This window comes from Humibacter sp. RRB41, assembly GCF_022761015.1.
GTDB lineage: Bacteria > Actinomycetota > Actinomycetes > Actinomycetales > Microbacteriaceae > Humibacter.
This window is the reverse complement of sequence record NZ_JAKWJQ010000002.1, coordinates 71,525-95,885: the sequence shown is the minus strand read 5'-3', so window position 1 is coordinate 95,885 and position 24,361 is coordinate 71,525. Positions and strand designations below refer to the sequence as shown.

The window sequence follows — 24,361 nt, the reverse complement described above, 5'->3', positions numbered from 1 at the left end:
TCGACCAGCGGAGGGCGCGCTACTCGACCAGCGAGCGGGTGACGGCGAGTTCGTCGAGTTCGGCTGCGACCATCATCTGCACGAGTTCCTCGAACGTGACGGTCGGGGTCCAGCCCAGGACCTCCTGGGCCTTGGACGCGTCGCCGATCAGGTGGTCGACCTCCGCCGGCCTGATCTGGCTCTCGTCGTGCCGAACGTAGGGAGTCCAGTCCTCGATCCCCACAGCGTCGAAGGCGACGTCGAGCAGGTCGCGGATGGAGTGCGTGACGCCGGTGGCGATCACGTAGTTGTCGGGCTGAGGCTGCTGAAGCATGCGCCACATGGCCTCCACGTAGTCCCCCGCGAATCCCCAGTCCCGTCTGGCTTCGAGGTTGCCCAGTCCAAGCGAATCCTGCAGTCCGAGCGAGATGCGCGCCGCGGCCATGCACACCTTGCGTGTGACGAACTCGGCTCCGCGCCGTGGCGACTCGTGGTTGAAGAGCATCCCGCACGTCGCGTGCATTCCGTACGACTCGCGATAGTTGATCGTGAGGTAGTGGCCGAACACCTTGGCGACGGCGTAGGGGGAACGAGGCCAGAGCAGCGTGGTCTCGCGCTGCGGAACCTCCTGCGCCTTGCCGAACATCTCCGACGACGACGCCTGATAGAACCGCACGGATGACACGTCGTCGCCCGCGTAGGTCCTGGTCGCCTCGAGCATGTTCAGCACGCCCTGCCCCGTCACCTGAGTCGTGACAGCAGGGTTGTCCCAGGAGTAGGCGACGTACGAGATCGCCCCGAGGTTGTACACCTCGTCGGGCCGCGCCTCGCCCATCGCGCGCTGCAGGCTCGGGAGGTCGGTGAGATCACCCGAGATCAGCTGCACGTCGGGGACGATGCGTTCGACCACCGCCTGCTTGGGATTGTTCTGGCCGCGGATGAGGCCGTAGACCTCGTATCCCTTCGCCAGGAGCAACTCGGAGAGGTAGAGACCGTCTTGACCGGTGATCCCGGTGATGAGCGCACGTGGCATGAGGTCCTTCGATGGCTCGGGGTTGCTCACATGGTAACGACATAGCCGCCGCGCTGAGAAACCCTCATTCGGGCGACACGACACGTAGCGCTGACGTTCAGCCGACACTGATACGTTCAGAAGCGTTGACATCTCGTCGACGTCAGGGAAGATCTCTCCGAACTCCGCGCGCAGTCTGCCGCAGTGCGAACGTTTCCTCTGGGCCACTCAGAGGAGCGCTATGTCGCACGTACCCCCTTTCACCGCGCCGTCCACCGACGACGCGACGCGTCCCGTACCGGCCGGAATCGAGCCGACTCTGCCGGTCGGTGCCACCGCCATCGTCTATTGCGAGGGCCTGTTCGGCGAGCAGGACGGCAAGACCGCCAACGGCCTCGTTCGTTTTTCGGAGCGCTACGAGATTCTGAGCGTCATCGACAGCACGCACGACGGCGCGGATGCCGGCGCACAGCTCGACGGCGTCCCCAACGGCATCCCCGTTGTCGCCTCACTCACAGCGGCTCTGTCCCGCGCCGGCCGCACGCCCGACTACCTGATCTTCGGCATGGCGCCGGCGGACGGCCTGCTCTCCGACACCCACCGCTCTGTGCTGCTCGACGGCATCGAGCAGGGCATGCACATCGTGAACGGCCTTCACGAGTTCTTGAACGACGATCCGGAGTTCGCGGCAGCAGCGCTGCAGAACGGGGTCACGATCACCGATGTACGCCGCCCCAAGGAGAAGAAGGACCTGCACCTCTTCTCCGGCCGCATCTTCGACGTCACCTGCCCCCGCATCGCGGTGCTCGGCACCGACGGATCGGTCGGCAAGCGCACAACGGCCACTCTGCTCGTGCAGGCTCTGAACGCTCGAGGCATCCGTGCCGTCTTGGTCGGCACCGGCCAGACCTCGATCATGCAAGGCGGCAAGTACGGCGTCGCGCTCGACGCGATCGTTCCCCAGTTCTGCTCCGGCGAGGTGGAGAACCAGGTCGTCGCCGCGTTCCTGGGCGAAGACCCCGACGTGATCGTCGTCGAGGGACAGGGCGCCCTGAGCCACCCCGCATACATGAGCAGCGCGCAGATCCTGCGCGGCAGCCGTGCGAGCGGCGTCATCGTGCAGCACGCCCCCAAGCGCCGCATGCTCGGCGACTTCCCGATGATGCCGGTGCCGAGCGTCACGAGCGAGGTGACCCTCATCGAGGCGTTCGCCGACACCAAGGTCATCGGGGTCACCATGAACCACGAGGACATGACGCCCGACGAGATCGCCCCTGCGATCGGCGTGCTCGAAACGGAGACCGGACTGCCGGCAACCGATCCGCTGACACGGCCGCTCGACGAACTCGCCGACATGGTGACGGCCGCCTTCCCCGAGCTGCAGCCGCGCACGCGACTCGCCAACTGAGGCGACGCGGCCAGTGCCCTGGTCCGGCGCCCTGGTCCGTGCGTTAGCGGGCTCGCCTCCATTCGGGTCTCATCGACCCCGAATGGAGGCACCACGTGGTACGAATCGCCGCACGACGGGCACCGCCGCTTCGCGCAGTGCTTTCCACCCTCGGTACCTCTGAAACGGCAGTTCGAAGACCGCAGCGAACACTCGGGCGAAACACACCGTTGCCGGCACGAGCACGGCGACGAGCACGAAGAAGGCCGGCGCACCCGACTCGACGCGAGGCAGCACAAGGCCGTAGGACACGGCTATCACGATCGGCATGTGGGTCAGATAGAGGCTGTACGAGAACGACCCGAGGCTGCGGAGCGGCCGCGTGTCAAGGAGGCGCACGATGCTCCGCGGCCGCGAGGTGGCGATCGAGGCGAGGAAGCATCCGATCGCGGGGGCCCAGGCCAGATCAACCCAGAACACGTTGAGATTCGACCAGGTCGCGCCCTCGACCGCGACCAGAACGACGACCGGGACCGACGCTGCGAGTGCATACCAGCCCCACGGCTGCGACCGCACGCGCTCCTTCGCGGTGACGATCCCCGCCGCAACGACGCCGACGGCGAACAGCACGGCGAGGTCGGGTGTGAACTTCACGAGCGCGTCGTTCAGAAGTGACACGTGCGGCCCGAGCAGCCCGATCGTGACGACGACCGCGGCTACCGATGCCGCCATCGCCGGCGCGCTGACGCGGCGCACGATCAACAGCAGCAACGGCAGAAGAAGGTAGAGCTGCGCCTCGATGGCGATCGACCAGAATGCACGGTTCGGGATGCCGGCAGGCACGGCATCCTGCACCAGCAGTCCGTAGACGACAACGGATTTGGCGTTCGGCACCGTCCACCCTGGCTGCGCGAGCACACACCAGACCATGACCAGGCTGAACCCCAAGGCCGCCCAGTACGGCGGCAGGATGCGCCAGGCGCGTCGGCGCCCGAACTCCCGGATCGATGCGAAGCGCCATCCAGAGCGCACGGGACCGAGGGCGAGCGAGAATCCGGAGACCGCGATGAAGACGATCACCGCGAACCGTCCGTCACCGAGCCATGCCGCCCAGAGCGGCGCGTGCACGGCAGAGGCGCCCGGCCATGCCCGCTCGAAGATGTGGTTGAGCACGACGTACAGCGCTGCGAGCCCGCGGATCCCGTCGAGTCCGACGATCCGGCGAGGATTCACGGTCGAGGCGACAGCGCCGACGCCGGTCATCAGCCTTGGGTCCGACTCCCGTCCGACGCACTACACGTGTCGGGCGACGTCGTACCCGACAGCGTGCGGGACATCACGCCCGCGCCGGGGCATCCGACGACACCTTTCGCGGTGCACGCACGACGATCGCGGTGGCGATGGCGAGCACGACGACGCCGATGGCCTCGACGATGACCGTCTCAGGCACGAGGGTGAAGCTCCAGACCTCGGTGATACCGAAGAGCCCGACGGTCAACGCGAGCAGCAGCGACAGCAGAGACGCGATGACGAACAGCAGGCTCAGCACCGTCGCCCATGTGAGCAACAGACCGCGGAGAACGAGCATGGCGATCGCCAGCACGATACCGGCGATGGCATTCAGCACGAACAGCACACCGAGCAGGCCGCCGACGCCGTCGAACACCAGGAACAAATGGAATCCGCCGATCGTGAGAAGGATGATCGCGCTGAGGATCCGTATGACCCACAGGGCGCCTTGGTTGCTACCGCTCATTCCCGTCACCTGTCTTTCGATGTGGTCCCCCGTTGTGTGAGGCCGCCGTTGAGTACACGAGTGAGCGCGCGTGAACGTTCAGATCTGCGCCGGATCCACTGTGCCGATTCCGGCCGCGGTCCTCAGGTCGAAGCCCGTTCATTGCGGGCCGTAGGCGGTCAAGAAACGATTGCGGAAGGCATCCATGCGCCACACCGGCGCCGCCGGTGACGGGAACACGCCCTGCTGCCAGTGCCAGGAGTCGATGCCGGCGATCACCCCCTTGTCCTTCGAGATGATGCTGATGGGCACATCGTGGTTCGCTCCCGACCCGCTCACCACGGTCGCCGGCTGGTGATCGCCGAGCACGACGAGCACGAGGTTCGGGTCGTTGAAGGTGGTCAGGAACGAGAACAGCGTGCTCATCGTGTACTGCACCGACTCCCCGTACAGCTGTTGCACGTGGCGGGGGTTCTGCCAGACCACGCTCGGCGGCAGCCCTTCCGCGGGCTGCGGGTCGTAGACGGATCCATCGCCGACCGACGACCACGGCACCAGATGGGGAAGCGGAGTCCACGGCGTGTGCGACGAGACGAAGTCGACCTCCGCCATGAACGGCTTATGCGGGGAGGCGAGTTCGTGCTGTTGAAGGTAGTTCCAGGTGAACTGGTCGGGGATGCGCGCGTAGCTGAATCGCGGTCCCTGATACCCGACGTTCTGCGAGTTCAGCAGCGTGTCGTAGTGGTAGAACGACTTTCCGACCGGCCAAGGAGCGGCATCCGACGGCACATCGCTGAGAGTGCGCCATCCTGCCTTCTTGAACGCATCGCTCAGGGTGAACCTGTCGCTCGACGTGACGCGGTCGTACTTCTGCTGCGAGTCGACCCACAGCCCGCTCTGCAGTGTCGAGTGCGCCAGCCAGCTGATACCTCCGAAGGTGGGCGAGGTCAGGAACGCACTGCGTTCGGAGTACCCGGCCTTCGCGAGCTGGGCGTTACCGCTGTTCAGCACCTTGTCGACGCCCGACGAGAACGAGGTGTTCTGCACGGCGACCTGACCGTAGCTCTCGATGAAGGCGACGATGACGTCTTTGCCCTTGAGGCCGGTGAGCAGGTCGGATGCCGGCAGCTTCGCATACGGATCGCTCACCGCAGCCTTCGCGAACGCCGCTTGGTCGTGCGCGGTCACGCCGGCCTGCACGGCCTTCTGCTCCAGGGTTCCGATCACAGAGGATGCCGCAACCGGCTCCCCGGGAACCAGTTGCGCCCCGACGAGCGCCGCGACCACCCAGACCGCGGTCACACTCGATCCACCGATCAGGGCCGCCCTGCGATGAGTGCGCAGGACGCGATCGATGCGCAGGAGCGCCCAGGTCACCGCCACAAGCGCCGCAGCCACCGCAAGCAGAAGCAGAGCGACGAGCCCGGCCGCACCGAAGCCGCCGGCCGAATCACTGAGCACGCCGTAGGCATCCCGCAGCTCCGGCCAATCCGTGACGATGTTGAACGGGCGGCTCAGCGTCGTCTCGAACCCCTTGTCGAGCGCTGCGAGAACCGCCGCTGCGACGAGGAGAACGGCGATGAACGCCGCGACGATCCTGCGGGCGAACGCCCACGGCAGCAGTGCCAGCACGAGCAGCCCGAGCACGGCCTCGACGGGAACGCGGAGAAGGGCGAGCCCCGATCCGGAGGCGATCAGGCCAGGAGCGAGCGCCGCAACGAACAGCACGAGGACGGCGGCCGTTGTCGCGACCACCACAACTGCCCGCCGGTCGTCGTCGCGGGCATCCGATCGCTCGCTCATGCCCTGATCCCCGCCGAGAACACCGAAGCAGGTCGCACGCGGGGCGAGGCGATCTTTGACTCTTCGACGCAACGCTCCGACAGTCCGTATCGCAAGAGCACGACGTCCCCGATCGGCCTCACCTCGACGAGCCGAGCGCGATGGTCGGCCGTCCAGGGGAAGGCGCCGTTGCGAACCAGACGCGGTGCTTGCTCGTCGGCGACGAAGAACGGGGCGACGACCAGCTGCAACTCGTCCGCGAGGCCGGATGCCAGGAACTGCGTGTGCACCATTCCCCCGCCTTCGACCATGAGGCTCTGCACGCCGCGCTCGCACAGGTCGCTGAGCAGGTCGATCATGGTTACGTCCTCGCCGAGTCCCACCACGGAGGCGAGCGACCCGAGGCGTCGGTGCAACGTCCCTTGCACCGACGAAGGACAATAGACCAGTTTTCGGGTATCACCGACGACGAAGAACGCCGAACACGGGTCGAGGTCTCCCGTCGCTGTGACCGTCACCTTCCACGGCAGTCGGGACCTGCCGGCCGATGCCCTGAGGCCGCGTCGGTCTTCGCTGCGCACGAGCAGCCGCGGGTTGTCCTTGCGGATCGTGCGCGCACCGACCAGGATCGCGTCGTTCTCTGCACGCAGCTCGTCGACGCGGTCGAAGTCGGCGGCATTCGAGAGCATCAGCCGTGGCGGCAGGGCCGTGTCGAGATAGCCGTCGATCGACATGGCGCTGCTGAGCGTCACATAGGGGCGCGGCTCGCGGCGTGAGGTCATGCGCGGTGCTGTCATGATGGTCGATCTCCTCGACGGTGTGAAGCGAGAGCGATCGCGATGACCGCGCCCGGAGCCACCGCGATCAAGGCGATGACGCCGAAAGTGGTCGATGCGGCGACTCCCGCCGCCGATCCCAGTCCCGCTGTTGCGAAGGTCCATCCGGCGACGCCCTCGCGCGGGCCCCATCCGCCGATGTTCACGGGGATCGAGGCGCCGAGCAGCACGACGAGGGCGATGACACCCGACCGGAGTGGCGGGACCTGCACGCCGACGGCGGCGACGGCGATCGCGAAGACGGCGACGTGGCATCCGACCGCGACGACGGACGCGACGACGACCTGCACGATCGCGGACGGCGATCCGACGCCGGCTCGCAGCTCGGCGACCTCGCGTGCGATGACACGCCGCAGTCGTGCGCTCGCGATGACGATGGAGGCGGTCACGATGATGACGGCGAGCACGATTCCGAGGGCGAGGAGCACCGATCCCTCGAATTCCGCCCCCGCCCATGCCAGCACCCCGACCGTGACGATCACTTGAACGACCTGGCCAGCAATCCGTTCGATCACGACGGCACGGGATGCCTGCGGCACGTCGCCGGAGTCGCCTCCGTGGGCGACGGCGCGGTGCACATCACCGAGCAGCCCACCGGGAAGCACGGAGTTGAGGAACTGCGAGCGGTAGTACATGCCGATCGCGGTCGGAAGCGCGATGCGCACGCCGAGCCGGTTCGCCACGACCCGCCACCGCCACGCCGACGCGGCCGTCGACACGGCGCACAGCACGAGCGCAGCTGCCACCGCCCGCAGGTCTACGCTGAGCAGGCCGTGCACGAAGGGAGCTGCACCGACCCGCCACACGATGACGGCCAGCAGGATCACACCGGCAACCGGGCGCACCCACGCGCGAAAGCGGCGAGAACCGACGGCGGACTTCAGCTGTCGTTTCGCCTTCGCGTCCCTGCTCGCCACGTCGGCAGTCGACGGAACGGGTCTCAAGGTCGTCGCGCTCGCTGCCTGGCTCATCGCGACCACGCCAGAAGATCCCTGTGGTGCACGACGGCGGACAGCGCTCCGTCCGTCAGCTGGGCTCGGCGAAGGTCGAGGTAGTCGGAGGCATCGTCGTGGAGGTGCGGGCTCTGCTCGAGTGCGGCATCCGTCCAGCCGTCGAACCACTCGGCGAGCAGTCGCGCATCGTGCGGCCCGAGCCGCCACGGCGTCTCGACAGGGCGCACGTGCCAGCCCGCCTCGAGGAACAGCCCGCGAACGACCGCGACAGCGTGCGGGCCCAGCAACCGCCTGCCGTCGGCGCTGCGCCTTTGATGAGCGTTGAACGCATTCTGGAATGCCTCGTCCAGCGGATGCCTCGGAATCAGATCGACCCTGCCCGTCACGCTGAGACTCAGCAGCACAGGGGCACCGGCTGCGACAGACGCCGCTGCGATCGCGTGCACCTCCTCGGACGTCAGCACGTCGAGCAACGCGGATGCCGTGACGAGCGAAGCTCCCCGCAGGTCATCGCCGTCGACGTGCTCGAGCTCCCCGACGCTCGTGCGCACCGACAGCGGGCGGCCGTCGCGGTCGACAGGCATCCGTTCGTCCCGCGCGCTGGCCACGAGGCTCGCGTTCCAGTCGTGCAGCACCCAGGTCTGCGGACCGGGAAGCAGCGGTGCGAGCCAGCGCATCATCGAGCCGGTGCCGCTGCCGAGATCGTGGACGACGATCGGTGGGTCCCCAAGCCGAGTCGCAGCCGCCAGGGCGAGCTGCATCGAGCGCGAGCGGGCATCCTCCGGCTCGCGCAGTGCGAGCCACGAGCTGCTGGTCTGAACGACGTCGGTCATGCTCTCCTCCTGCTGCTTGCGTGCACCGCGTGACCGCTCGCCACATCGCTCAGCACGGTGGCGATGGATTCTGCCGTCTCATGCCAACCCGGTGCCGAACAACGCGTGCGCATGGCCTCTGCCTTCAGAGCCGACCGCCTGCCGGCATCGGACCACCACTGCTGCAGCACGACGCGCAGGGCCCACGGATCGTCCGGCGGCACAAGGATGCCCGCCCCGCTTCCGTCCACCGCCTCCGGAAGGCCGCCGACCCGGCTGGCGAGCACCGGGATGCCGTGCGCCAGCGCCTCGGCCACCGCCATGCCGAAGCTCTCCGCGCGAGACGGCGCGACGAGGAGATCGGCCGCTGCATAGGCATCCGCGAGTCGGCTGCCCATCAGCACCCCGGCGAACCGGATGCGCTCCCCCAGCCCCGCCGCCTCGGCGACCGTCATCAGCGCTGCGACGAAGTCCGGGTCGACGTCGAGCGATCCCGCGAGGGTGCACGTCCAGTTCTGTCGGTCATCGAGCCCTGCGAGCGCGCGCAGCAACACGTCCTGGCCCTTGTGCGGAGCGACGGCGCCAACGCAGAGGAGCCGCGTTCCACCCGGCGAAGCGACGGTCGCGGGTACCCGCTCCACGCCGGGCAGGGCGACCACGATGCGGTCAGGATGGGAAAGGCCTTCCGACACGAGCTCGTCTCGCGTCCACCTGCTCGTGACGACCACCCCCGCCGCCGCATCGAGCGCGCGCCGCTCGCGATCTGCTGCCGCTGCCCGCTCGTGCTCAGGTGCGACCGATGCCGCGACCATGTGCGCGAGCACGACCATGCGGAGGCGGCCGGACTCCCGTTCCAGAGCATCCGGCGCTTCCACGGCGAGCAGCCCGTCGATGACGACCACGGCTCCGTCGGGCAGACGCGAGAGAACCGCCGTCGTTGCGAAACCGCCTGACGCACTCCGGAGCATTCGCACGTCCCACCCCAGATCCGTCAGCCCCCGGCACAACGCGAGGTCGTAGACGTTTCCACCGCTGACCCGAAGAGGGTCGTCCACGCCTTCCGGCACGACGACGTGCACGATGCGCGGTGCCGAATCTCGTGTGTCGCTCACAACGCCCTCTGATAGCTCGCCCACGCGATGTGGGACTCGTGCAACGTGACCGCGACGGACGACAGGAGTCGCCCTGGGTCGCCGAGGCTGCCGGCCGAAGCGCGCTCCGCGAGGCGATCCGCGATCACTCGGCAGAGCTGCTCCGTCGTGGTGTTCATCCCCGTGAACTCCGGTTCGTCATCGAGGTTGCGGTACGCGAACGCTCCGACGATCTCGTGCAGCGCGGCGGACGCGAGACCGATGTCGACCACGATGCCGTCTGTGTTGAGTTCGTCGGCGCCGAAGGAGGCGTCGACGACGAACGTTGCGCCGTGCAAGCGCTGCGCCGGCCCGAAGACCTCGCCTAAGAGGCTGTGGGCGACCATCATGTGGTCGCGGACGGTCACGGTGAACGTCACGATGCGTCCTCCCAATCGATGGTGTGACAGAGCACGGGCGCGCCCCCCTTCTCGGTCGAGCCTTCGGCCAGTTCGGCCATCACCCGCGGGAGATCGCGCCACGACGACTCACCGCTGAGCAGAGCGTCGAATGCCGAATCTCGCAGCAGTCGCAGGGCGAGAGCGAGCCTGTCCTTCGTGCTTCGCGTGCCGCGTCGCCTTGGAGCGACCATGCCGACCTGGCTCGAGCGGATGGACAGCCTTCGCGAGTGGAAATCGGCGCCGAGCGTCAGGGTGACGGGCCGATCGCCGAACCAGCCGGCCTCGATCACCTCGCCCTCGTCCGCCACTGCCTGAAGAGCGAGCTGCAAGCCGGATTCCGCCCCGCTCGCGTCGATCACCACATCGCAGTCCCGTGGCGCATGTGCCGGATCCGCGAAGCCGACCCCGAGCCGCTCCACCGTCGTCCGACGAGACGGATCGACATCCACCAGCGTCACGTCAGCCTCAGGGATGCCGGCCAGCAGTCGCGCGACGCAGCATCCGATCATCCCGGCACCGATCACCACGACACGATCGCCGATGAGCGGTGAGGCATCCCACACGACGTTCACCGCGGTCTCCACGGCGCCGGCCAGCACCGCCCTCCTGGCCGGAACGTCGTCGGGCACCGGCAGCACCGCGGCGGCCGGGACCACGAACGCCGATTGATGCGGGTACAGCGTGAACACCGTGCGCCCCACCAGCTCGCTCGGCCCCTGTTCGACCCGGCCGACGTTCAAATAGCCGTATTTGACCGGCCAGGGAAAGTCGCCATCTTGATGTGGCGCTCGCATGCGCTCGCGCTCGCCGTTCGGCACCCGGCCGAGGAACACCGTGCTCTCGGTTCCCCGGCTGACCGCGGTGTAGCGCGTGCGAACGAGCACCTCGTCGGCTTCGACCGGTGGCAGCGACTGCGTACGCAGCGCACCGAGTCCCGGCCTTTCGATCCAGAACGCCGTCGCCTCGAGCACGTGTCTCCCTTCGACTCGATCACGCGTCGTACGATCGGATCGCCGATCGCATCTGAACCGCTCGGCGCGTCGTCGCGTCTTAAGGAATGAGGGCTCTGACAGAAGACACGAGGAAGACCATGAGAACGGTTCACTGGATTCCGATCACCGCGACGGCTGCGTGCATCGCCGGCCTTGCGCTTGTGCACCTGGTGACGCGGCTTCCGCCTGCCGGCTGGGCAGCGGGAGCCACCTACGCCGTGGTCTCCAACGTTCTGCTCGGCGTCGGTCTGCACCGCAGGGGCGCAACACGTGTCGGCTGGGCGAACGTCGTGACAACGGCGCGGTCCACACTCGTCGCGCTGATCACCGCCATCGTCGCGGCGTCGTTCGTCGGGCCGATTCCTGTGCCGCTTCTCGTGGGGCTGGCGATCCCCGCGCTCGCGCTCGACGCGGTGGACGGCTGGGTCGCACGCCGCACAGGGTCGGCCTCCGAACTCGGCGCCCGGTACGACATGGAGGTGGATGCCTTCCTGCTCATGGTGCTCAGCGCCTACGTCGCGCAGACCCTCGGCGTCTGGGTGCTCGCGATCGGCCTCATGCGTTACGCCTTCGTGGCCGTCGGCTGGGCACTCCCCTGGTTTCGTGCGCAGCTCCCGCCCCGGTACTGGCGCAAGGTCGTGACCGCCGCGCAGGGCATCGCCCTGACGTTCGCGGCATCCGGACTGCTCGCGCAGCTCGCAGTGGTCCTTGTGCTCGCGGCCCTTCTGCTGCTCGTCGAATCGTTCGGGCGCGATGTCGTGTGGCTCGTGCGGCACCGCTCGCCGGCCGAGGCGCCACGGGCGCTTAGATACTCTGCCGTACCTCGAGCATCGGACAGGCGAACGGATCCTTCTCCCCCAGCCCCACCCGGTTGATGTAGCGGAACACGATCGTGTACGACTCGAACAGTCCGGTCTCCAGATACGGCACATCACGATCGGCGCAATAGTCGCGCACCATCGGTGCTGCGCGTCTCAGATGCGGCCTCGGCATCGACGGAAAGAGGTGGTGCTCGATCTGATAGTTGAGCCCGCCCATTGCGAAGTCGAGCACGCGATTGCCGCGGATGTTACGGCTCATCATCACCTGCCTGCGCAAGAAGTCGAGCTTCATCTCCCTCGGCACCAGTGGCATCCCCTTGTGGTTGGGAGCGAACGACATGCCCATGTAGAAGCCGAACAGCCCGAGCTGCACTGCCAGGAAGGCGACCGCCTTGCCGGGCGGAAGGATGAAGAACACGATGCCGAGGTATCCGATCAGCCTCGCCATCAGGAAGGTGATCTCCACGGGGCGACGAGCCACCGGCTCGCGGGCGAACACGCGGCGCACGCTCGAGGCGTGCAGCGAGATGCCCTCGAGGAACAGGATCGGGAAGAAGAACGCCCCCTGGTGCGCGAACACCCAGGGCAGCGGCCACGGCCTGGGCTTGCGTGCTTGCTCCGGTGTGAAGGCGATCACCGGCAACTCGATGTCGGGGTCGTACCCTTCGCGGTTCGGATTCGCGTGGTGCTTGGTGTGCTTGTGCTGCCACCAGCCGTAGCTCATGCCGATGAAGAGGTCGCCGAGAATGAGGCTGATCCAGTCGTTCCACCGGCCTGAGCGGAAGATCTGCCGATGCGCGGCGTCGTGTCCGAGAAAGGCGGTCTGGGTGAAGACGAACGCGAACAGCGCAGAGACGGCCATCTGCCACCAGGAGTTGCCGACCCACAGGAGCAGCGCGAAGCACGCGGCGTAGGCGATCGGCACGGCGACGAGCTTCGTCCAGTAGTACCCGTACCTGCGCCTCAGCAGGCCGGAACCACGGATGTCGGACGCCAACTGCGTGTAGTCGTTGTTCGCACCCGGAGTACGCGGAACCGTAGACCGCACCGCCCCGAGGCCTGGCGTCGTGATGGTCGTCATTGATTCTCTCCCCGTCTGCGCCGCGGCATCCGCGGATCGGAAATGATCAGGCAGTCGGGGTCTGGGACAACCTGCCATCAGGGTACTCCGCCCACCCTGCGATCGGACGGGGTACGGTGAATCTGCGTGTTGATGCGCAGGAACCGGCGAGTGGTCGTGATGAATGACGGACCGGATGCTGCGAACTCGCTGGTGAGCCCGTTCGTGTCGTCGCTGGCCATCGACGGTGCGTCCATCTCGGTGGTGTCGGAGGGCGGAAGACAGGCCACCATCGCCGCCAGCAATGCCGACGCGGTGCGGCTGGACGAGTTCCAGTTCGATCTCATGGAGGGTCCACGCTGGCAGGCGATCGACGAGGCCAGGTCGGTGCTGGTGGCCGAACTGGACTCTCCCGTCGCGCAGGCGTGGCCGATGTTCGCGTCGACCGCGCTGAGCATCGGCGTGCACGCCGTCTTCTCGTTCCCGCTGCGACTCGGCGCGGTGGTCGTCGGGGCGATCGATCTGTACCGGAGGGCACCGGGCGCCCTGGACTACGACGCGATCGAGACCGCGGAGTCCCTGGCCAGGGGAACGACCACGGCCGCTGCACGTCTCGCGATGCTGTCGGCAGGCGGAGCAGAGGATCCGTCCGGCCCGCCCGCGATGCGGCGCGAGGTACATCAGGCGGTCGGCATGATCATCGTGCAATTGGATGTCTCTGCGACAGATGCCTTCGCCCGGCTCCGGGCGCACGCCTTCGCCACCGACCGCTCGGTACGTGACGTCGCGGCCGACGTCGTGAGACGCAACATCGATTTCGGCGCGCTGTCGGACGACCCTCTCTAGACTCGGAAATGACCTTCATGGGAGCCGACATGGGCAACGAATCGCGAGAGTCCAAACTCAACGCAGCCTTCGTCGCGGTCGCCGACACGCTGACGGCGGACTACGACGTCGTCGACCTGCTGCACACCCTGGTGAGCGAGTGCACCGAGATCCTCGACGCTCAGGCCGGCGGCTTGATGCTCGCCCAGCCGGGTGAGGCGTTGCAGCTCGTCGCGTCGACGAGCGAGAGAGTCGAACTCGTCGAAGTCATGCAGCTGAGCGCGGGTGCAGGACCGTGTCTTGATTGCTACCGCATCGGCGAAGCCATCGATGTCCCCGACATCGCGGCGACGACGGCGGCCTGGCCGGAGTTCGCGGCGATCGCGCTTCAGCACGGCTTCCGTTCGGTGCACGCGACGCCGCTGCGGCTCCGCGGCGACGTCATCGGCACGATGAATCTCTTCCGCACGTTCGCCGGAGCGTTTCCGAGTGCAGATGCCGACGTCGCGCAGGCGCTCGCCGACGTCGCGACCATCGGCATCCTGCACGAACGCATCAGCAGTCAGTCCGGCCTCGTGGTCTCACAACTGCAGCACGCGCTCGACAGCCGCATCCTGATCGAACAGGCGAAGGGCGTGCTGGCTCAATCGGCGAGCCTCGGCATGGACGACGCGTTCGGGGTTCTGCGCCGGTACGCGCGCTCGCACGCGATCACTCTTCGCGCCGTCGCGTCCGGCGTGGTCGATCGCACGATCGGAATCGACGCACTCGTCGCCTGATCCCTTATCGGTGTGCCTGCGTCAGGCGTTCTCGAGTTCGGCGATCACGACCTTCTTCTGGCGCATCATCACCTCGATCTGTTCCGGCCTGACCGTGAGATCGCCCATGTTCGCCGGGATGATCTGCCAGCTGACACCGAACCGGTCTTTGCACCAGCCGCACTGCTCGGACTCCGGCACGTGCGACAGCTTCGACCAGTACCGGTCGATCTCCTCCTGATCAGCACACGAGACCACGAACGAGATCGACTCGTTGAACGTGAACAGCGGGCCGCCGTCGAGACAAACGAAGTCGACGCCGTTCAATGTGAACCTGCCGTTGAGCACCTTGCCCGACATGCCGGCGAAATGCTCGTCGAGGGACTCGTCCGGATACTCGTCGATCGAGACGATGCGCGAGTTCGGAAAGACGCCGACGTAGTACTCCATCGCCTCACGCGCCTGCTGGTCGAACCAGAGACAGGGTTGGATGGGTGCGAGTCCGGCCATGATCTTTTCTCCTTCGATCGGTATTGCACTCGGTGTGGTCCGCGGCGATCTCGCCGTGGCTTCAGTCCAGGAGGGCGTCGATCTGCGTGAGGGCGCCCGTCATACCCTCGAGCATGCCCATCGCGGCGACCTTCTCGAGCTGCTGCAGGTCGGCGAAACGCGCGGTGATCGTCATGCGCGTGCTGTCGCCGTCCGCGAGCGCCTGAAAGGACACCTCGAGACGCATCGTCGGCATCGCGGGATCAGGCTCGCCGTCGGCGAGCGAGAAGCCATCCTCGATGAGAAGGCTGTTCGGGGCGTCCGTTTCGAGCGTCGTCCACCAACCTGGAGCCTTCTCGCCGTCTGGCCCGGTCATGTGATAGCGAGATTCTCCACCGGCCACAAGTTCGTGCCGGTCGAAGGTCGCGGGCCAGGTCGGCGGACCCCACCACCGCTCGAGTTGACGCGGGTCCTCCCACACCTGCCAGACCCGTGCGGGCGGGGCTACAAACTCGGCCACGAAAGTCATGGTGAGGAGCTGCGGATCCGTGCTGCTGCCGATGACGGTCATGGCCGCCTCCTTCGCGTCGTGTTCGTATCGCCCTGTGCGGTGTGCTCAGCCGTCGGTTCGTTCCCGGGCGTGAAACCGTCCTCGGCGAGGATGCGCTCGATGCCTGCGGCGCGCTCGCGCCACAGAGACTCGTACCGCTGCAGCAGGGCGTTCGCGCGCCGCACGGTCTCGGGCACTGCTCGCACGAGCTGCTCCCTCCCCCGTCGCTCCTTGCGCACCAGCCTCGCGCTCTCGAGCACGGCCACGTGCTTCTGCACCGCGGCGAAGCTCATCGCATAGCCGCGCGCCAGGGTGGTGACAGATTGGTCGCCGGCCATCGTGCGCACGAGGATGTCACGGCGCGTGGCATCCGCCAAGGCGCGAAAGAGACGGTCCACCTCGGCATCCGAGAGATCGTCGAGCGACGTGCTTTCTACAACCATTTGGTTGCACGTTACTCGACGCATTCTCCTAGGTCAAGGGCTGCGCAACGCACGAGCAGCGTTGCGGCTGATCTCGAGCAACTCATGTACGGACCAGTGGTCGTCTACGTACCTGCCGTATCGCAGCGCGACGATGCGCCCGTCCCTGGCGATCAAGAACTCGGCAGGCAATCCGAGCTTGGTCTCTCCATCTCCGAGGGCGCTGCGCAGGCTCGGCGCGGCACGCAGTCCGCGAGCCGCCGAACGCCAGCTTCGCCAGGTCAGCCCACGCCACGCATTTCGCCAGGTGATCCGGCCGACGCCGAATTCCCGGTAGACCTCGAATTCCGGATCGGCGACGGTATCGAAGGGCAATCGCCCTTGAAGGGGAAGCATCACCTCGGCCTCGGAGTGGAAGAACACGACTTCGCGAATTCCTGCGTCCCTGATGTCGTCGATCCGCTGCGCCATCTGATGCAGATGGAGGTTGCAGACCGGGCAGCCGGCATAGCGGCGGAATTGCAGATGCACGACCTGCTCGCCCGGCACCGTGATGCGGCTTCCCGTGATCGACGTGAACGAGCGGGGCGACACGACGTCGCCTCTGCGCAACGTGTCCATGCGCTCACCTACTCGGCCGGCACGGTGCCACGAGCAGCGGATGCCTTCGCCTGCTTCGGCGGACGCTTGAACGCTTCGCGCATCATCAGCTGCGCCACCGACGGCGCACCCTGCGTCGTGGCGACCGCCGCGACGCGACCCACGAAGCGGGCGTCGTCGAGTTGCCGCACCATGGCATCCGCCAGGTCGATGCGCGCGGTGAACTTGGGCGGCAGGTAACGCTCGGCAACCTGGTAATCGCTGACGGCATCCGCGTCGAAGAGGCCGGAAGGGCGCAGCACCGTCCACTCCGTTCCGCTGGCGGCGACGATGCTCTCCATGCGCTTCATGTCGTCGTAGAGCGACCTGCCGAGCACGTTCGCGACGAACGGCTGCAACACCCGTTCGAAGAAGAACCCGCCGTGGGGCCCTGCAGTCGGATCGACGGCGCTCGAGCTCACGCAGACCAGGCGACGCACGCCGTGCCGCTCCATGGCGGCGAGCATGGCGCGCGCTCCCACCGAGTAGGTGGTGATCGCCTCGCGCGAGTACGGCACCCCCAGTGCCGACAACACGGCATCCTGCCCCTCGACGGCACGATCGACCGACGCCTGGTCGAAGACATCCCCGCCTTCGACGCGCAACCGCTCATGGTGGAGCGGGAACGATTCCGGCGCCCGCGTGACGGCAGTGACGCCCGCGCCGGCATCCAACGCGAGTCTGGTGACGAGACGCCCGGTGGGTCCATTCGCTCCGAAGACCACGATGTTCACTAGATTCTCCTTGTCGACGGTGTTCTGATAATATGAAAACCGTACTATATGAATGCGAGAATGACCATGGCAGAATCGGACAGCACGGCATCCCGCACGCATCGGCGGCTCACGACCGAGGTGAAACGGCACTTCCGCGATGTGAACAACCAGATCGCCCTGCTCGCGCACCACGTCTCGTCCAGGGTCGAGCTGCGCGACATCGATCTCGACTGCCTCGACTACCTGGCGCAGCACGGTCCAGCGGGTCCAGGGGCACTCGCCCGTCGCGCCGGCGTGCATCCTGCCACCATGACCGGCGTCGTCGACCGTCTGGAGAAGGGCGGCTGGATCGAACGACAGAAAGACCCGTCAGACAGACGCGCCGTGCTGCTCGCGGTGCGCCCTGACGCGATCGGCGAGGTCTTCAAGCACTACTCGGGAATGAACGACGAGATGGATGCCGTGTGCACCGGCTACTCGAACGCCGAACTCGAGCTCATCTCCGGCTTTCTGGAGCGCACGGCCGACGCCGGGCGGCGGGCTGTCGCCGGCTTCTCCGACCACTGACCTCCGGCCACGATCTCCGACCGCTGACGAGCGGGTCGTGGAGGTCGTGCAGGTCAGGGTCGCACGGACAGGCACGCCACGAGACCGAACACGGTCACGACGACGAACGCGCAGACCACGATGACGGTTCCCCGAACCTGCTTGCGACGCACGTCATCCCGGTCGGCGCCCCACAGGGTCGCCTTCAGGCGCACGCGATGCGCCTCCGCGACGATCTCCTGAGTTCCGGGAAGCGTCAGATCGAGGGCGCCCTGCTCGAGCTGGCTCTCGATCAGCCGGGCCTCATCGAGCGTCATGGAAGCGGCCTTCGACCGTGGCCGAGCGCCACCCAACCGAACATTCCCCGATCGATCTGCCGCTGGCATCCGACGACCCTCCACGCGTATCCGTGATCCGCTACAAGAGTACGGCCGTGTGACGCGACCCGACCGGGCTACTCGCCCTGCGGAACGAATCGATACCCCATGCCCGCCTCCGTGATGAGATGCCGTGGATGTGCCGGGTCTGCTTCCAGCTTCTTGCGCAGCTGGGCGAGATAAAGGCGCAGATATCCGGAATCCGAGGTGTGATGCGGGCCCCACACCTCTGTGAGGATCGTCTCGCGTGTGATCAGCCTGTCCGGGTTGCGCACCAGCAGCTCTAAGATCCGCCACTCCGTCGGGGTGAGGCGCACCGGGCTGTCTGCGCGCGTGACGCGTCGCGTTGCCAGATCGACGATCACGTCGGCGAACGCGACACGCGGCTCGTCGTCGGCGGTGGGCATCCTGCGCACCAGGGCTCTGATGCGCGCCAGCAACTCGTCCGTCGCGAACGGCTTCGTGACGTAGTCATCGGCGCCCCTGTCGAGGGCGTCGACCTTCTCCGCCGAATCGGTGCGGCCGGAGATCACCAGGATCGGCACAGTGCTCCATCCCCTGATCGCATCGATGACGGCGAGGCCGTCGAGGCCCGGCATTCCGAGGTCGAGCACGACCAGATCGGGATGCCCCTCGATCGCTGCATCGAGCGCTTGCCTGCCGTCGGCAGCGACCAGCACGTCGTAGCCGTGAGCAGTGAGGATGATGCGCAACGCGCCGAGCATCTGCCGGTCGTCGTCGGCGACCACGATCTTCATCGCGACCCTCCCTGTTCGGTCGCAGGACTCGAACCGTCATCGCCCTTGCGGTGACCGTGCGAGAAGACGCGCAAGGAGACCACCATGGTGAGGCCGCCGCCCGGGGTGTCCTCCGGCGAAAGCGTTCCGCCCATCCCCTCGACGAAGCCTTTCGACAGCGCAAGCCCGAGCCCGATGCCGGTCGAGTTGTCGGCGTCGCCCTCACGCTGGAACGGTTGGAAGACCGACTGCTTGCGCTCGTCCGGCACGCCAGGACCGTCGTCCGCGACGCGTACCTCCACATGATCGCCGAACGCGCTCACGCCCAGCCGCGGCGGGGAGACCGGGGACGAGAAGCGCAAGGCGTTGGCCAAGAGGTTCACGAAGACGCGCTGCAACAGCACGGGATCGGCGAGCACCGCCGGCGACTGGTCCGGAATGTCGAGCACGACCCTTCCCGGGGCGGTGTCGAGCTCCTCGAGTGCAGCCTGCAGAACGTCGTCGACGTCGACCCGGCGCAGCGACACTCCGAGCACGCCCGCCTGCACTCTGCTGACATCGAGCAGGTTGGTGACGAGGGACTCCAGGCCGGCCAGGCTCTCCGCTGCGGTCGCGAGCAGGGCATCCCGATCGGGTGCTGACAGCTTCACGTCGTGGGAGCGCAGGCTGGTCACCGCGGCGGTCGCGGATGCGAGGGGACGTCGCAGGTCGTGTCCCACCGCGGCGAGCAGCGCCGAACGCACCCGGTCGGTCTCGGCCAACGGCCGCAGTTCGCTGGCGGTGTCGCTGAGCTCCGCGTGCTCGAGTGCGGCGTCGAGTTGAGCGACGATCACCGACAGCACACGACGATCGGATGCCGTCAGCTCGTTCCCGAACAATTCGAGCGTCGCGCGCTCCCCCACCGGCTCGACCGTGCCCGCGGCCCCGCCCGACTGGCCGTCGTCGGCGAGCACGCTCCCCTCGGCAGCGACCAGGCGCACCCGCTCCAGTCCGAACGCCTCCTTGGTGCGTTGCACGAGCGCCCCGACGGCATCGTCGCCGCGGATCACGCCGCCGGCGACGGTCGCCAGGATGTCGGACTCCGCCGCCGATCTCTGCGAATCGCGCGCGCGCCGAGCGGCCTGGTCGACGACGAAACTCACCAGGGCGGCGCCGACCACGTAGAGCAGCAGTGCAAGCAGGTGCACGGGCTGAGCGATGGTGATCGTGTACAACGGCTCGACGAAGAGGAAGTCGAGAGTGAAACCTGAGAGCACGGCGGCGAACAGTGCCGGCCAGATGCCGCCGACCAGGGCGACGACGATCACGAGCAGCTGAAACGCGAGCACATCGCTGGTCAGCGCATCGGGGCTGCGGAACAGCCAGAGGAACCAGCTGAGCAACGGGCCCACGACGATCGCCAAGAGGAATCCGTACACCCGCCGCCGCACGCTGAGCGCGCCGCGGGATCGAGGCAGCACCAGCGGATGGCTACCGGCCGCCGAGTGCGACACGATGTGCACGTCGATGTCGCCCGATGCCCTGATCACCGTGGCGCCGATGCCGGGGCCGGTGAGCAAGGCGAGAAGGCGCGAGCGCCGCGAAACGCCGATGACCACCTGGGTGGCGTTCACCGCCCTGGCGAAGTCGACCAGGGCGGCCGGGATGTCCGCACCGACGACCTCGTGGTAGCTGCCGTCGAGCTTGGCGACCAGTGCGCGCTGCTCCGCCAGTGCACCAGGATGCCGCTCCCGCAGCCCATCGTCGCTGACCACGTGCACTGCCAGCAACTCTCCGCCGGCCGACCGGGCGGCGATGCGTGCACCCCTGCGCAGCAGGGTTTCGCCTTCCGCACCGCCCGTCAGCGCGACGACGACCCGCTCTCTCGCCTCCCACTTGCTGTCGATTCCGTGCTCGCGGCGGTACTGCTGCAACGCCGTGTCCACCTCATCGGCGAGCCAGAGCAAGGCCAGTTCGCGCAGCGCGGTGAGGTTGCCGAGCCTGAAGTAGTTCGACAGCGCTGCGTCGATTCGCGCGGCCGGATAGACGAGACCCTCCGCGAGCCTGTCCCTCAGGGACTGCGGTGCGAGGTCGACGACCTCGATCTGGTCGGCGGCGCGCAGAACGGCGTCCGGGATCGTCTCCTGCTGGCTGATCCCCGTGATCTGCTCCACGACGTCGTTCAGCGATTCGATGTGCTGGATGTTGACCGTGGAGATGACCGTGATGCCGGCGTCCAGCAGCTCCCGCACGTCTTCCCAGCGCTTCTCGTGGCGTCCGCCCGGGGCATCCGTGTGCGCGAGCTCGTCGACCAGCGCGATGTCCGGTCGGCGGGCGAGAACGGCGTCGAGGTCCATCTCGGTGAGCAGGATGCCCCTGTGAGATACCGACCTGCGCGGAATCACCTCGAGCCCGCTGATCATGGCGGCGGTGGCCGTGCGATCGTGCGTCTCGACGAGCGCCACGACAACGGTCTTGCCGGTCTCGGCCAGGCGCGCGCCCTCTTCGAGCATCGCGTAGGTTTTTCCGACGCCCGGCGCCGCCCCGAGAAGCACTCGCAGCTTGCCCCTGGCCATTCAGCCGTCCGCCTTCATTTCCGTCCGCTGTCGCCGCCGGGATCCAGTTCGGAAAGCGCCAGGTTGAGCCGCAACACGTTCACCGTCGGTTCACCGAGGTATCCGAGATCCCGCCCCTGAATCATAGACTTCACCAGCGTTTCGACCTTGGATGCCGCGAGGCCTCTGGCCTCGGCGACCGCCGGCACCTGCAGCAACGCGTACTCGGGGCTGATGTGCGGGTCGAGGCCCGATCCGGATGCCGTGACGGCGTCGGGCGGAATGCTCGAGGCATCCGCCCCGTCGAGTTTCTCGATCTGTGCCTTTCGTGCGTCGATGGCCTTGGTCAGTGCCGGGTTGTTCGGCCCGAGGTTGCTGGCGCTCGACGCGTTCGCGTCGTAACCGTCGCCGGCCGCCGATGGCCTGGACTGGAACCATTGCGCAAGGGGGACACCCTTCGCGTCGGTGAACGACTGGCCGATCAGGCTGGAGCCGACGGTCGTCCCGTGCTCCTGGATGAGCGAGCCGCTCGCCCGCACGGGCATGGTGAGCTGGCCGATGCCGGTCATCGCCAGGGGGTAGGCGATGCCCAGAACGACTGTCAGCACGACCATGGCGCGCACGGCCACCCAGTACTGCCTGGCCGTTCCGCGGAACGTGGGACTCATGTCGGTTCTTCCTTCTCGAGTTGGTGGTCGAAGCGGTGTCGTCAGAAGCCGGGGATCAGGGCGACCAGCAGGTCGATGAGCTTGATGCCGATGAACGGCGCGATGATGCCGCCCAGTCCGTAGAGCAGCAGGTTGCGTCCGAGCAGCTGTGATGCCGACGACGGGCGATACCGCACGCCTCGCAGCGCCAGTGGGATCAGGATCACGATGATGATCGCGTTGAAGATCACCGCGGATAGGATCGCCGAAGACGGAGAATGCAGCTGCATGATGTTGAGCGCCTGCAGCCCGGGGAAGACGCCCACGAACATCGCGGGGATGATCGCGAAGTACTTCGCGACGTCGTTCGCGATCGAGAAAGTGGTGAGCGCTCCGCGGGTGATCAGCAGTTGCTTGCCGATCGCGACGATGTCGATGAGTTTCGTCGGGTCGGAGTCGAGGTCGACCATGTTGCCGGCTTCCTTCGCCGCCGATGTGCCCGTGTTCATCGCCACGCCGACATCGGCCTGAGCCAGCGCCGGTGCGTCGTTCGTGCCGTCACCGGTCATCGCGACGAGCTTGCCGCCCTCCTGCTCCCTGCGGATCAGCGCCAGTTTGTCCTCGGGCGTCGCCTCGGCGAGCACGTCGTCGACGCCCGCCTCGTCGGCGATCGCCTTCGCGGTGAGCGGGTTGTCTCCCGTCACCATGACGGTGCGGATGCCCATGCGCCGCAGATCCGCGAACCGCTCGGCGAGTCCCGTCTTCACGACGTCCTTGAGATGGATGACCCCGAGGATGCGCGCCCCGCCGTTCGGCTCCCGCGTCGCGACCGCGAGCGGCGTGCCTCCGGACTGCGAGATGCGCTGGACGATGCGATCGAGCTCGGATGCGACAGCGGAATCGATCGCGCCCTCGCTCCCCGCCCAGGCGGAGACCGCGCTCGCTGCGCCCTTGCGGATCTGCGTGCCGTCGCTCAGATCGATACCGCTCATGCGCGTCTGAGCCGTGAACGGCACTGACTCACTGGCCACAGACGACGACGGGCTGTGACCGAGTGTCTTTGCAAGCGCCACGACTGACGAGCCCTCCGGCGTCGGATCGCTGAGTGATGCCAGGGCAGCAGCATTCACGAGTGCGTCGTCACCGACACCGGGAAGCGGCAGGAACTCGCTCGCCTGACGGTTGCCGTACGTGATCGTCCCCGTCTTGTCGAGCAGCAGCGTGTTCACATCGCCCGCAGCCTCGACGGCCCTTCCCGACATCGCAAGCACGTTGCGCTGCACGAGCCGGTCCATGCCCGCGATGCCGATCGCCGACAGCAAGGCTCCAATGGTGGTCGGGATGAGGCAGACCAGCAGCGCGACGAGCACGGGAACGGTGGGGGCGGCATCCGCGTAGCCGGCGACCGGGCCGAGTGCGAGGATCACCACCACGAAGATGATCGTGAGCCCTGCGAGCAGGATGTTCAGCGCGATCTCGTTCGGTGTCTTCTGTCGTGCCGCGCCCTCGACGAGACGGATCATGCGGTCGACGAACGTCTCACCCGGTTTCGACGTGATGCGCACGACGATGCGGTCGGAGAGCACGCGCGTTCCGCCCGTCACCGCACTGCGATCGCCGCCGGATTCGCGCACCACCGGCGCAGACTCGCCTGTGATGGCGGACTCGTCGACCGAGGCGACGCCCCAGATGATGTCGCCGTCGCCGGGGATCAAGTCGCCCGCCGTGATGACCACGACATCGCCGAGCGTGAGGTCGGCCGATGCGATCCGGGTCGTCGCCGCGTGCAGCGCGCCGGGATCGTCATCCGCATAGTCCACGACGCGATCGGCACTCGTGGTGGTGCGCGTCGTGCGCAGGCTGGCGGCCTGCGCCTTGCCCCGACCCTCGGCGACTGCCTCTGCCAGGGTGGCGAAGAGCACAGTGAACCAGAGCCAGATCGCGATCCACCAGGTGAATGCGACCGACGTCGAGGTTCCGCCGGAGACCTGATGCCCGAGGAACGGTTGGGCGATCGCGAGCACGGTGGTGAGCGCAGCACCCACCTCGACGATGAACATCACGGGGTTGTGCCAGAGCACACGCGGACTCAGCTTGCGCAGAGCATCCGGGAGGCTCGTCCACAATTGCCTCGCGTTGAACGCGCCCTTCGGCGCTCCGCCCCGTTTGGGCGTCTTGCCGCCTTTCGACGCCGTGGCGGGTGAAGAAGCAGCGGTCATGG

Annotated in this window: 26 protein-coding genes; 5 read left to right on the top strand and 21 right to left on the bottom strand. The window is 67.2% G+C overall.

All coding sequences use genetic code 11. The features are described from left to right. Nucleotides 1-19: 19 nt before the first annotated feature. Nucleotides 20-1,012 carry a GDP-mannose 4,6-dehydratase gene (locus tag MJ603_RS06255; protein WP_243063290.1) on the bottom strand — a complete coding sequence of 331 codons (993 nt, stop codon included), beginning with the start codon at nt 1,010-1,012 and terminating at the stop codon, nt 20-22. Between the two features lie 220 nt (nt 1,013-1,232). Here MJ603_RS06255 and MJ603_RS06250 point away from each other — a divergent pair, with 220 nt between their 5' ends. Further along, nucleotides 1,233-2,399, top strand: coding sequence for a DUF1611 domain-containing protein (locus tag MJ603_RS06250; RefSeq protein WP_243062836.1), 1,167 nt, complete (start codon nt 1,233-1,235; stop codon nt 2,397-2,399). 69 nt (nt 2,400-2,468) lie between these two features. Here the strand turns inward: MJ603_RS06250 and MJ603_RS06245 are convergent, their stop codons facing one another. The 9 genes from MJ603_RS06245 to MJ603_RS06205 form a co-directional block, all read right to left on the bottom strand. Next, entirely contained in the window at nt 2,469-3,641 is a 1,173-nt protein-coding gene (locus MJ603_RS06245) for an acyltransferase (RefSeq protein WP_243062835.1), read from the bottom strand. A 73-nt stretch (nt 3,642-3,714) separates the two neighbouring features. Then, complete coding sequence (locus MJ603_RS06240) at nt 3,715-4,134, bottom strand: hypothetical protein (RefSeq protein WP_243062834.1); 420 nt, start codon at nt 4,132-4,134, stop codon at nt 3,715-3,717. A 138-nt stretch (nt 4,135-4,272) separates the two neighbouring features. Beyond that, nucleotides 4,273-5,916 carry a CDP-alcohol phosphatidyltransferase gene (locus MJ603_RS06235; protein WP_243062833.1) on the bottom strand — a complete coding sequence of 548 codons (1,644 nt, stop codon included), beginning with the start codon at nt 5,914-5,916 and terminating at the stop codon, nt 4,273-4,275. Next, nucleotides 5,913-6,692 (bottom strand): dihydrofolate reductase family protein, encoded by a 780-nt coding sequence (locus MJ603_RS06230; RefSeq protein WP_243062832.1) that lies wholly within the window; start codon nt 6,690-6,692, stop codon nt 5,913-5,915. Before MJ603_RS06230 ends, MJ603_RS06235 begins: the two co-directional genes overlap by 4 nt. After that, nucleotides 6,689-7,648: a lysylphosphatidylglycerol synthase transmembrane domain-containing protein gene (locus MJ603_RS06225; protein ID WP_243062831.1), complete on the bottom strand. Its 960-nt coding sequence runs from the start codon at nt 7,646-7,648 to the stop codon at nt 6,689-6,691. Before MJ603_RS06225 ends, MJ603_RS06230 begins: the two co-directional genes overlap by 4 nt. 50 nt (nt 7,649-7,698) lie before the next feature. After that, nucleotides 7,699-8,517 (bottom strand): SAM-dependent methyltransferase, encoded by an 819-nt coding sequence (locus tag MJ603_RS06220; RefSeq protein ID WP_243062830.1) that lies wholly within the window; start codon nt 8,515-8,517, stop codon nt 7,699-7,701. Further along, nucleotides 8,514-9,608, bottom strand: coding sequence for a glycosyltransferase family 4 protein (locus MJ603_RS06215; RefSeq protein WP_243062829.1), 1,095 nt, complete (start codon nt 9,606-9,608; stop codon nt 8,514-8,516). The genes MJ603_RS06220 and MJ603_RS06215 overlap by 4 nt, the downstream gene beginning before the upstream one ends. Then, complete coding sequence (locus MJ603_RS06210) at nt 9,605-10,006, bottom strand: 6-carboxytetrahydropterin synthase (protein ID WP_243062828.1); 402 nt, start codon at nt 10,004-10,006, stop codon at nt 9,605-9,607. Before MJ603_RS06210 ends, MJ603_RS06215 begins: the two co-directional genes overlap by 4 nt. Continuing rightward, a complete protein-coding gene (locus MJ603_RS06205; RefSeq protein ID WP_243062827.1) occupies nt 10,003-10,998 on the bottom strand; it encodes a zinc-binding alcohol dehydrogenase in 996 nt (331 codons plus the stop codon). The genes MJ603_RS06210 and MJ603_RS06205 overlap by 4 nt, the downstream gene beginning before the upstream one ends. Before the next feature lie 119 nt (nt 10,999-11,117). Between MJ603_RS06205 and MJ603_RS06200 the strand changes: the two genes are divergently transcribed. Then, nucleotides 11,118-11,894 (top strand): CDP-alcohol phosphatidyltransferase family protein, encoded by a 777-nt coding sequence (locus MJ603_RS06200; protein WP_243062826.1) that lies wholly within the window; start codon nt 11,118-11,120, stop codon nt 11,892-11,894. Here MJ603_RS06200 and MJ603_RS06195 read toward each other — a convergent pair. Beyond that, entirely contained in the window at nt 11,824-12,921 is a 1,098-nt protein-coding gene (locus tag MJ603_RS06195) for an acyl-CoA desaturase (RefSeq protein ID WP_243062825.1), read from the bottom strand. The genes MJ603_RS06200 and MJ603_RS06195 overlap by 71 nt on opposite strands. Before the next feature lie 159 nt (nt 12,922-13,080). Here MJ603_RS06195 and MJ603_RS06190 point away from each other — a divergent pair, with 159 nt between their 5' ends. Next, on the top strand, nt 13,081-13,746 hold the full coding sequence (locus MJ603_RS06190; protein WP_243063289.1) for a GAF and ANTAR domain-containing protein: 666 nt from the start codon (nt 13,081-13,083) through the stop codon (nt 13,744-13,746). 8 nt (nt 13,747-13,754) lie between these two features. Next, on the top strand, nt 13,755-14,504 hold the full coding sequence (locus tag MJ603_RS06185) for a GAF and ANTAR domain-containing protein (protein WP_243062824.1): 750 nt from the start codon (nt 13,755-13,757) through the stop codon (nt 14,502-14,504). 21 nt (nt 14,505-14,525) lie between these two features. On the opposite strand, the gene MJ603_RS06180 is transcribed toward MJ603_RS06185, so the two are convergent. The 5 genes from MJ603_RS06180 to MJ603_RS06160 all read right to left on the bottom strand — a co-directional run bounded on the left by MJ603_RS06180 (nt 14,526) and on the right by MJ603_RS06160 (nt 17,317). After that, nucleotides 14,526-14,993, bottom strand: coding sequence for a VOC family protein (locus MJ603_RS06180; RefSeq protein WP_243062823.1), 468 nt, complete (start codon nt 14,991-14,993; stop codon nt 14,526-14,528). 61 nt (nt 14,994-15,054) lie between these two features. Then, on the bottom strand, nt 15,055-15,543 hold the full coding sequence (locus tag MJ603_RS06175; RefSeq protein ID WP_243062822.1) for an SRPBCC domain-containing protein: 489 nt from the start codon (nt 15,541-15,543) through the stop codon (nt 15,055-15,057). Continuing rightward, nucleotides 15,540-15,965 (bottom strand): helix-turn-helix transcriptional regulator, encoded by a 426-nt coding sequence (locus MJ603_RS06170; RefSeq protein WP_243062821.1) that lies wholly within the window; start codon nt 15,963-15,965, stop codon nt 15,540-15,542. The genes MJ603_RS06175 and MJ603_RS06170 overlap by 4 nt, the downstream gene beginning before the upstream one ends. Nucleotides 15,966-15,998: 33 nt before the next feature. Continuing rightward, nucleotides 15,999-16,565, bottom strand: coding sequence for a peroxiredoxin-like family protein (locus MJ603_RS06165; protein ID WP_243062820.1), 567 nt, complete (start codon nt 16,563-16,565; stop codon nt 15,999-16,001). Nucleotides 16,566-16,573: 8 nt separating this feature from the next. Beyond that, nucleotides 16,574-17,317: an NAD(P)-dependent oxidoreductase gene (locus MJ603_RS06160; RefSeq protein ID WP_243062819.1), complete on the bottom strand. Its 744-nt coding sequence runs from the start codon at nt 17,315-17,317 to the stop codon at nt 16,574-16,576. A gap of 66 nt (nt 17,318-17,383) precedes the next feature. Between MJ603_RS06160 and MJ603_RS06155 the strand changes: the two genes are divergently transcribed. Then, nucleotides 17,384-17,866 carry a MarR family winged helix-turn-helix transcriptional regulator gene (locus MJ603_RS06155; RefSeq protein WP_243062818.1) on the top strand — a complete coding sequence of 161 codons (483 nt, stop codon included), beginning with the start codon at nt 17,384-17,386 and terminating at the stop codon, nt 17,864-17,866. Between the two features lie 53 nt (nt 17,867-17,919). On the opposite strand, the gene MJ603_RS06150 is transcribed toward MJ603_RS06155, so the two are convergent. The 5 genes from MJ603_RS06150 to kdpB form a co-directional block, all read right to left on the bottom strand. Beyond that, nucleotides 17,920-18,162, bottom strand: coding sequence for a hypothetical protein (locus tag MJ603_RS06150; protein ID WP_243062817.1), 243 nt, complete (start codon nt 18,160-18,162; stop codon nt 17,920-17,922). Nucleotides 18,163-18,299: 137 nt separating this feature from the next. Further along, nucleotides 18,300-18,980: a response regulator gene (locus tag MJ603_RS06145; protein ID WP_243062816.1), complete on the bottom strand. Its 681-nt coding sequence runs from the start codon at nt 18,978-18,980 to the stop codon at nt 18,300-18,302. Next, complete coding sequence (locus tag MJ603_RS06140) at nt 18,977-21,514, bottom strand: ATP-binding protein (RefSeq protein ID WP_243062815.1); 2,538 nt, start codon at nt 21,512-21,514, stop codon at nt 18,977-18,979. The genes MJ603_RS06145 and MJ603_RS06140 overlap by 4 nt, the downstream gene beginning before the upstream one ends. A gap of 14 nt (nt 21,515-21,528) precedes the next feature. Continuing rightward, nucleotides 21,529-22,161 (bottom strand): potassium-transporting ATPase subunit KdpC, encoded by a 633-nt coding sequence (gene kdpC / locus MJ603_RS06135; protein WP_243062814.1) that lies wholly within the window; start codon nt 22,159-22,161, stop codon nt 21,529-21,531. Between the two features lie 41 nt (nt 22,162-22,202). After that, complete coding sequence (gene kdpB, locus MJ603_RS06130) at nt 22,203-24,359, bottom strand: potassium-transporting ATPase subunit KdpB (protein WP_243062813.1); 2,157 nt, start codon at nt 24,357-24,359, stop codon at nt 22,203-22,205. Nucleotides 24,360-24,361: the final 2 nt, after the last annotated feature.

What these genes read in the sequence shown, in the direction of transcription:
- MJ603_RS06255 (WP_243063290.1), bottom strand. Translation starts at nt 1,012, where the DNA reads ATGCCACGTGCGCTCATCACCGGGATCACCGGTCAAGACGGTCTCTAC.
- MJ603_RS06250 (WP_243062836.1), top strand. Translation starts at nt 1,233, where the DNA reads ATGTCGCACGTACCCCCTTTCACCGCGCCGTCCACCGACGACGCGACG.
- MJ603_RS06245 (WP_243062835.1), bottom strand. Translation starts at nt 3,641, where the DNA reads ATGACCGGCGTCGGCGCTGTCGCCTCGACCGTGAATCCTCGCCGGATC.
- MJ603_RS06240 (WP_243062834.1), bottom strand. Translation starts at nt 4,134, where the DNA reads ATGAGCGGTAGCAACCAAGGCGCCCTGTGGGTCATACGGATCCTCAGC.
- MJ603_RS06235 (WP_243062833.1), bottom strand. Translation starts at nt 5,916, where the DNA reads ATGAGCGAGCGATCGGATGCCCGCGACGACGACCGGCGGGCAGTTGTG.
- MJ603_RS06230 (WP_243062832.1), bottom strand. Translation starts at nt 6,692, where the DNA reads ATGACAGCACCGCGCATGACCTCACGCCGCGAGCCGCGCCCCTATGTG.
- MJ603_RS06220 (WP_243062830.1), bottom strand. Translation starts at nt 8,517, where the DNA reads ATGACCGACGTCGTTCAGACCAGCAGCTCGTGGCTCGCACTGCGCGAG.
- MJ603_RS06200 (WP_243062826.1), top strand. Translation starts at nt 11,118, where the DNA reads ATGAGAACGGTTCACTGGATTCCGATCACCGCGACGGCTGCGTGCATC.
- MJ603_RS06195 (WP_243062825.1), bottom strand. Translation starts at nt 12,921, where the DNA reads ATGACGACCATCACGACGCCAGGCCTCGGGGCGGTGCGGTCTACGGTT.
- MJ603_RS06190 (WP_243063289.1), top strand. Translation starts at nt 13,081, where the DNA reads ATGAATGACGGACCGGATGCTGCGAACTCGCTGGTGAGCCCGTTCGTG.
- MJ603_RS06185 (WP_243062824.1), top strand. Translation starts at nt 13,755, where the DNA reads ATGACCTTCATGGGAGCCGACATGGGCAACGAATCGCGAGAGTCCAAA.
- MJ603_RS06180 (WP_243062823.1), bottom strand. Translation starts at nt 14,993, where the DNA reads ATGGCCGGACTCGCACCCATCCAACCCTGTCTCTGGTTCGACCAGCAG.
- MJ603_RS06175 (WP_243062822.1), bottom strand. Translation starts at nt 15,543, where the DNA reads ATGACCGTCATCGGCAGCAGCACGGATCCGCAGCTCCTCACCATGACT.
- MJ603_RS06170 (WP_243062821.1), bottom strand. Translation starts at nt 15,965, where the DNA reads ATGGTTGTAGAAAGCACGTCGCTCGACGATCTCTCGGATGCCGAGGTG.
- MJ603_RS06165 (WP_243062820.1), bottom strand. Translation starts at nt 16,565, where the DNA reads ATGGACACGTTGCGCAGAGGCGACGTCGTGTCGCCCCGCTCGTTCACG.
- MJ603_RS06155 (WP_243062818.1), top strand. Translation starts at nt 17,384, where the DNA reads ATGGCAGAATCGGACAGCACGGCATCCCGCACGCATCGGCGGCTCACG.
- MJ603_RS06150 (WP_243062817.1), bottom strand. Translation starts at nt 18,162, where the DNA reads ATGACGCTCGATGAGGCCCGGCTGATCGAGAGCCAGCTCGAGCAGGGC.
- MJ603_RS06145 (WP_243062816.1), bottom strand. Translation starts at nt 18,980, where the DNA reads ATGAAGATCGTGGTCGCCGACGACGACCGGCAGATGCTCGGCGCGTTG.
- MJ603_RS06140 (WP_243062815.1), bottom strand. Translation starts at nt 21,514, where the DNA reads ATGGCCAGGGGCAAGCTGCGAGTGCTTCTCGGGGCGGCGCCGGGCGTC.
- kdpC (WP_243062814.1), bottom strand. Translation starts at nt 22,161, where the DNA reads ATGAGTCCCACGTTCCGCGGAACGGCCAGGCAGTACTGGGTGGCCGTG.
- kdpB (WP_243062813.1), bottom strand. Translation starts at nt 24,359, where the DNA reads ATGACCGCTGCTTCTTCACCCGCCACGGCGTCGAAAGGCGGCAAGACG.